The 7,234-nt window shown below is 53.5% G+C and carries 5 protein-coding genes; 1 reads left to right on the top strand and 4 read right to left on the bottom strand.

Features of this window, described 5'->3' with window-relative positions; all coding sequences use genetic code 11:
• Positions 1-186: 186 nt before the first annotated feature.
• From B2Z72_RS16265 to B2Z72_RS16250, 4 genes are all read right to left on the bottom strand, one after another.
• Complete coding sequence (locus tag B2Z72_RS16265; RefSeq protein WP_296982955.1) at positions 187-2,190, bottom strand: RecQ family ATP-dependent DNA helicase; 2,004 nt, start codon at positions 2,188-2,190, stop codon at positions 187-189.
• 189 nt (positions 2,191-2,379) lie between these two features.
• A complete protein-coding gene (locus B2Z72_RS16260) occupies positions 2,380-2,916 on the bottom strand; it encodes an SPOR domain-containing protein (protein WP_296982954.1) in 537 nt (178 codons plus the stop codon).
• A gap of 226 nt (positions 2,917-3,142) precedes the next feature.
• On the bottom strand, positions 3,143-4,828 hold the full coding sequence (gene argS, locus B2Z72_RS16255) for an arginine--tRNA ligase (protein ID WP_296982953.1): 1,686 nt from the start codon (positions 4,826-4,828) through the stop codon (positions 3,143-3,145).
• Positions 4,829-5,620: 792 nt separating this feature from the next.
• Positions 5,621-6,019 (bottom strand): carboxymuconolactone decarboxylase family protein, encoded by a 399-nt coding sequence (locus B2Z72_RS16250; RefSeq protein ID WP_296982952.1) that lies wholly within the window; start codon positions 6,017-6,019, stop codon positions 5,621-5,623.
• A gap of 163 nt (positions 6,020-6,182) precedes the next feature.
• On the opposite strand from B2Z72_RS16250, the gene B2Z72_RS16245 reads away from it, so the two are divergent.
• Complete coding sequence (locus B2Z72_RS16245) at positions 6,183-7,136, top strand: lactate/malate family dehydrogenase (RefSeq protein ID WP_296982951.1); 954 nt, start codon at positions 6,183-6,185, stop codon at positions 7,134-7,136.
• Positions 7,137-7,234 lie beyond the last annotated feature (98 nt).

Here is a 7,234-nt window from a genome sequence, read left to right as displayed (position 1 = left end):
GTTTATGGCAACCTCATTGCCTGTCTTCAGGATTAACAATGAATCTGAATTCAATGTCACCATATAAATTTCAGCAATTGAATTGCTTTGCAACGTGGCATCGCGGAGGCCTAAAATTCGCCTCTGGAGCGCCGAAATGAACGATGATTTCTCTGGTCCGCTGGGCATGGATGTCCGGCGATTAAGTTACTGCCCATGCGTTAATGCCTGTACCCGGGCTTTAACCGCGGCGTAACTCAGCTGCTCACAGGAAGCAAAACCTGACAGCTGACGGGCGCGGATTTTGCCCAGCCAGGGCACCTGAATGCCACACAGAAAACGCGTCTGTAAATCCAGCGATGGCTGACTGCCAAACTGCGACTGAATCTTCTGTCTGAGTTCTGCCAGATACCCGAATAACTGCTGATCTGCTGGCAGCTGACTGGCGCTGGCTGTTTTTTCCGGCCAGGGTCGGAACTGCCCACGACAGACAGAACAGACGCCGCAGTCCTGCCCCATATCCTCGCCGAAATACGCAGACAACCGACGCGCCACGCACTGCGGCTCACGGAACAAGGCCAGCATGTTGTGAATCCGCGAGATTTCGTTTTCCTGTTTCTGCATAAAATGCTGATGCAGGGTAGCGGCCAGCGACTGATCCGCCAGCGCCTGCTGATCGACGCGGTACACATCCGTCATCTGTTTGCTTTCCAGCTGAATCCAGCCCTTTTCCTGACAGTATTCCAGTGCTTTTAATGCCCGCACGCGTACCGGAATATCACTGCTGCCAGCGGCTTTTTCCAGCGCCTCAACATCCAGCGTGTACCAGGTACGGCCTTTCTGACAGGTGTTGAGTACGGTCTGCAGAAACTGCTGAGGCTCGCCATGAAACTGACCGAGCAATGCAGATTCCGCCAGCTCAGGTTTAAAACGGTATTCGGCAAAGTAGCTGTATTGGGAAGTCAGTACGCCGCGCATTTCCAGATTCACCAATAAGGTTTTCAGCGGCAGCAGACGGATATTGGATTCCGCAGACAGCGGTGTCATCAGCACTTCCCACTGACTCACCTGATTGCGGCTCTGGGTCTGTTGGCGGATGGCATTCAGCACATGCTCAATGCTGCTCAGCTCCGGCGTATCGCCGTAGACGAAATTCTCCAGCACGGTCAGGCCGGATTCATCAGCCAGCATAATGCAGTCTGAGGCATTGCCATCGCGCCCGGCACGGCCGATTTCCTGACTGTAGTTCTCGGTGGATTTGGGCAGATCATAATGCATGACCTGACGGATATTGCTCTTATCCACACCCATACCAAAAGCAATGGTGGCGACGATGACCGGAATATCGCCGCGCATAAATTTCTGCTGAATATCCTCGCGCTGTTCATGGCCAAGCCCGGCGTGATACGCCTTTACCTCAAACGGCAGTTGCCGGTTCAGCTGCTCTGCCACGTCTTCGGCGGTGTGCTGCAGCGTCACATAAATAACCGCAGCAAAATCCTGCTGCTTTTCTGCCGACTTTTTCGCCAGATGCTGCAGCCATTGCAGGCATTTGCCGACTCTTTCATGCTCCGGGCTTGGCTGGACTAATAAACGCAGATTCGGGCGATAAAAGCCGGTGGTCACCACATCCTGCGGCGCAATGGCAAAGTGTGAACGCATATCTTCAATCACCGCCTGAGTGGCTGTGGCGGTTAACAGCAACACCTGCTTAACCGCAAACTCACGGCAATAATCCGGCAGTTTCAGATAGTCCGGGCGGAAATTATGACCCCATTCGGAGATACAGTGCGCCTCGTCCACCACCAGCAGAGACACCGGGATTTCACTCATAAACTGGCGGAAGCGTTCATTTTTTAAACGCTCAACCGACACCATCAGAATTTTAATGCTGCCATCACGGACGCCCTGCATCACCTGCTGGGTCTGTTCACGGCTTTGAGTGGAATCAATGGTGGCGGCGGCAATGCCTTTGGATTGCAGAAACTGCACCTGATCCTGCATCAGCGCCAACAGCGGGGAAATCACCAGCGTAAGATTGGGCAGCATAAGTGCCGGCAGCTGGTAGCACAGGGATTTACCGGAACCGGTGGGAAAGATCGCCGCTGCAGAACGCCCGGCTAACAGAGCCTCAACCACCGGTTGCTGACCGGGGCGTAGTGATTCAAAACCAAAGGTCTGACTCAGTACCTGCTGCCATGTTGTCTGCACACTCTGCTCCCGGGAAAATGAATTCCCCCAGAGTGTACCGCATTCCGCCACAGGCTTCCGAATCTGACCGGCCTGAGGGAAGCAGAACGCCTCAGGCAGGTTGCGTATTTTGCATACGCCAGAAATAAAAAAACCGGCTTTGTATTCAGGCCGGTTTTTCTCAAGCGCAGAGCTAAATACTTAATTGTTTTATTTCTTCAGCGGTTCTTTCAACACCAGCGGACTGATACTGCGTGCCACCAGCATGTCCTGAGCTTTATTCAGCTTAGAGCGGTCAGTGAACGGGCCGACATACACGCGGAACCAGGTATTACCGTTGATTTCGGCTTTTTTCTGATAGGCATCCATACCCTCCAGCAACAGGCTGGCGCGCAGACGTTCGGCGTCATCGCCACTGCGGAATGAACCGACCTGCAACAGGTACTGGTATTTCTCTTCGGCGTCTTTCGGCGTGGAGTGGTATTCCTCAACTTCAGGAACTTCGACGGTCTGATTTTCCAGCAGTTTGTAAAAATCGTAGGAAGGCTTATCGACTTTTTTCGCGGCTTCTTCTTTGGCTTTATCAACGCCGATCTGCAGCGCTTTTTTGGCATCGCCTTTCACCGCATCCAGTTCATTACCGGCCGGGATAGTAGACAGATAAAGGATAAAGCCGATGAACGCCACGGCCAGAGTCGGGGTCGTAATCCACACCCACTTCGGAATCTTGCTTCCACCTTCAGACATTATTATTCCTGTTAACCTGTCTTAAAATCAGCGCCGTATAGTAAGGCGGTGTGGTATCTGCTGCTGCGCAGTACGCCACGTTTTTGTCCTGTGTTTTATCTTTTGCTTTATCTTTTGATGGAAGGGAAGCAGCTCACACTGTTCTGTATGAGCTGCCACCTCCATCAAGCGGTCCCTGCTACAGAACCGCCAGAACCGCTATAACAAGCTGGCGTTTTGAGAGAACTTACATCTCTTCCGGTGCAGAAACACCTAATAAACTAAGCCCGTTGTTAACTACCTGACGCACGGCTTCGGCCAGAGTCAGACGCGCATTACGCAGTTCAGCATCATCCACCAGCGTTTTCTCTGAGTTGTACCAGGCGTGGAAATCACCGGCCAGTTCACGCAGATACGTCGCGATGTTATGCGGCTCGTGGTTATCGGCAGAACGTTTCACCACTTCCGGATAACGACCCAGTTTAACAATCAGTTCTTTTTCGCTTTCCAGTTCCAGTTTACCCAGTGCTGCCAGACCTTCTTCCTGTGTCCAGCTCTGACCAGCTTCCGCCAGTTTACGGAAAATAGAACACACACGGGCGTGAGCGTACTGGATGTAATACACCGGGTTATCGGATGACTGCGAACGCGCCAGATCAATATCAAAGGTCAGCTGACTGTCGGCTTTACGCGCCGCAAGGAAGTAACGGGTCGCATCGCGGCCCACTTCGTCGATCAGATCGCGCAGGGTCACGTAGCTGCCGGCACGCTTGGAAATTTTTACTTCTTCGCCACCGCGCATTACCGTCACCATCTGGTGCAGCACGTAATCCGGCCAGCCTTTCGGAATACCGGCATTCAGTGCCTGCAGGCCTGCGCGCACACGGGTAATAGTCGAGTGGTGATCCGCCCCCTGCTCGTTTACAACGCGCTCAAATCCACGTTCCCACTTATCCATATGGTAAGCGACGTCTGGTACAAAGTAGGTGTAACCACCGTCGGTTTTACGCATTACGCGGTCTTTGTCATCACCGAAATCCGTGGTACGCAGCCACAGTGCGCCGCCGTCTTCATAGGTGTAACCGTTGTCGATCAGCTTTTTCACCGCGGCTTCTACTTTGCCTTCGCTGTACAGGGAAGACTCAAGGAAATACACATCGAAATCGACAGCAAAGGCTTTCAGATCCAGATCCTGTTCGCGACGCAGATAGGCCACGGCAAAGTGACGGATGGCTTCCAGATCATCGGCATCGCCGGTACCGGTAAAGCTCTGATCTTCGGATGCTACGGTGTCGCCACGCATAAAGCTGTCGGCCAGGTCGACGATGTAATCGCCGCGGTAACCGTCTTCCGGCCAGCTGGCGTCGTCCGGGGTTAAGCCTTTGCAGCGTGCCTGAACCGACAGCGCCAGGTTATTAATCTGGGCACCGGCGTCGTTGTAATAAAACTCGCGGGTTACGTCCCAGCCGGAGGCATCGAGCAGACGACAGATACAGTCACCAACCGCCGCTCCACGACCGTGACCGATATGCAGTGGGCCAGTCGGGTTGGCGGATACGAATTCCACCTGCACCTTACGGCCAGCACCTTCGTTGTTACGGCCGTAAGCTTCTTTCTGCTCGAGCACGGCCTGCACCAGACTCGCAGTGGAGGCATCGCTCAGATAAAAGTTAATAAAACCCGGGCCAGCGATTTCCACTTTCTCGACCAGATTGTTGGCCGGAATCGCGTCCACCAGCAACTGCGCCAACTCGCGCGGATTTTTACCCGCTGGTTTGGCCAGCATCATTGCCAGGTTAGTGGCCAGATCACCGTGGGCTTTATCGCGGGTGTTTTCCACCTGAATGCGGGGTTCCAGATCAGCGGGCAGGACGTCCTGAGATTTGAGATTGGTAACGGCAGCGGATAACAGCTCAGCGATTTGCGGTTTCATAGATACGATTCGTATTCGGTGGGTTCGGGATAAGATTAGAAAAGGCGGCGATTATCGCAAAAATGGCCGGTCAAATGAAGCAAAGCCACGGGGCTGTGTGGGGAAATCCACTGTTTCATGCTGTTTTTCCGGACCTGGCTGTTTATTCGTTGCAACAGAGCGGCATCCGTATTGCCGTTTCAGGCATCTCTACTGGCATCTATACAGACACATCTGCAACCTACTTACTGACAGCTAAAGCTCGTGGACAGACGCAGTAAACATGGGCATTTCTGCTGACTGCCCCCAGAACACCCAAAGGATATTCACAAAGTTATCCACATACAGGCAATAACCCGGTGAATCAGGCAGTATCACAAAAGACCTTGCTATCCCACTGTTTTAAAAATAAAAAAGTGGTTGAAACATCAGGCACAATGTGGGTTTTAGCCCGATGACCGGACACATAACGGAACGTATAAAATTTCACCGATTTAACAAAAGCGTAGCAATTATGCGCCTGTGGATGAGTTGTACCAAACTTATCCAAAATGTTATCCACAGAAACTGAGGATAACCACAAAAATTCGCCCGGGTGTTGATAACAAATGTCATGACGGGTGAGAAAGGATCTCCGCTGCGGGAGGGAGATATTGCAGTTATCCGCCGGGTTACGTCTCAAGCTAACCAACCGGCGGTTTTGCCTGACATGGCAATTGGTGGGCGGAGCCCACCAGCCGTCCCCACCAGCTCTATCCACCAACTACGCCCAAACTTGCCACTATTAAACAGCAGCAGGAAGGGCTAAAGCCGTTACTCAGCAGACATATCGTCGAGGTTGATACCCATCTCGCTCAGTACAGCTGATGCGGTACGGAAAGAATCAATCGCCGCCGGCGCACCGGCATAGGCCATCACCTGCAGCAGTACTTCACGGATTTCTTCCACGGTTACGCCATTATTAATGGCTCCGCGCACATGGCCGGCCAACTCCTGCTGACGGTTGAGCACGGAAATCATGCCCAAATTCACCAGGCTGCGGTCACGCTTCGACAGACCTTCGCGCCCCCAGATATCCCCCCAGCAGTTCTCGGTGACCAGCTTCTGCAGCGGCATGGTAAACGACGTCGCATTGTTAAACGCCTTATCGACAAACTCATCGGTCATCACTTCACGGCGGATTTTCAGACCTTTCTCAAACGCATCAGACATAACAGAACTCCGGTTACAGATAACAAAACCAGCCAGCACTTTAAAACTCTGCTGCGCTGGCAGCAAATCAGCTGCTTTGTCAGCAGTGCCGCCCCGGGCGTAAACTAACTCAGCTATCAACAGTCTGAGAAGACCGCAGAACAAGCAGAGCACGGAGGTGACTATGAAAATCGGAGTAATCGGGGCAGGCATGGTGGGCGTCAGCCTGTGCAACTACCTGATGACGCTGGGCAGCGTGCGCGAACTGGTCATGATCGACCAGAACGCCGACAAAGCGCGCGGCGAGATGCTCGATTTCGGCCATACCAATGCCCTCACCTTCAGCAAAAATACCCGCCTGAGCGGCGGTGATGATTACAGCAGGCTGGCCGGTGCCGATGTGGTAGTGATCACCGCTGGTGCGCAGATTAAAGATGGCCAGAGTCGTCTGGATCTGGCCGACATCAACAGTCGCATCTGTGTGGATATCGCCCGCAAAATCGAGCCTCATGCACCGGATGCCATCCTCATTGTGGTCACCAACCCCTGTGATATTGCTGCTTACGCCGTGATCGCCAACACCGGCTATCTGCCGCGCCAGGTGATCAGCAGCGGCTGCATGATTGATACAGCCAGACTGATGAAAATCGTCGGCGAACGCCTCGATATCGACCCGAAAAATACCTTTGGCTACGTGCTCGGCGAACACGGAGCACACAACTTTATGCCCTGGAGTCTGGTCAGCGTCGCCGGGCAACATATCGACCACTACTGCGCTCACAACGGCATCGCCCCCATCTCTCCGGAACAGCTGCTGCATGATGTCACCCAGGCCGGGCTGGAGATCTTCCACCTCAAACACAACACCAGCCATGGCATCGCCGCCAGCGTATTCCGCATTATTCAGGCCATCGACATCAACGAAAACTCCGTGCTGCCGGTGGGCGTTATGCCACAGGGTGAATACGGACTGCACGACGTCGTCCTCAGCCTGCCGGCGGTGATCAACCGCAAAGGCGTGGACAAGATTCTCGTCCACCCCTTCACCGATGAAGAGAACCAGAAGCTGCAGAGCATCGCCACCACACTGCGCGATATCCTCAACACCCTGCACAAAGACACCGGCCTGAGCAGCTGACGCCGACAGTAGAGCCAACCGGAAAAAACATATACAATGCGCGCACTTACGTCGTCTGCAGCGCAGTGGACGACCGATCCGCCCTTAGCTCAGCTGGA

It is taken from the genome of Thalassolituus sp. UBA6592, from assembly GCF_002433655.1.
Taxonomy (GTDB): domain Bacteria; phylum Pseudomonadota; class Gammaproteobacteria; order Pseudomonadales; family Oceanobacteraceae; genus Venatoribacter.
The sequence above is the reverse complement of the archived record's forward strand: the minus strand, read 5'-3'. Positions and strand labels throughout refer to the sequence as shown.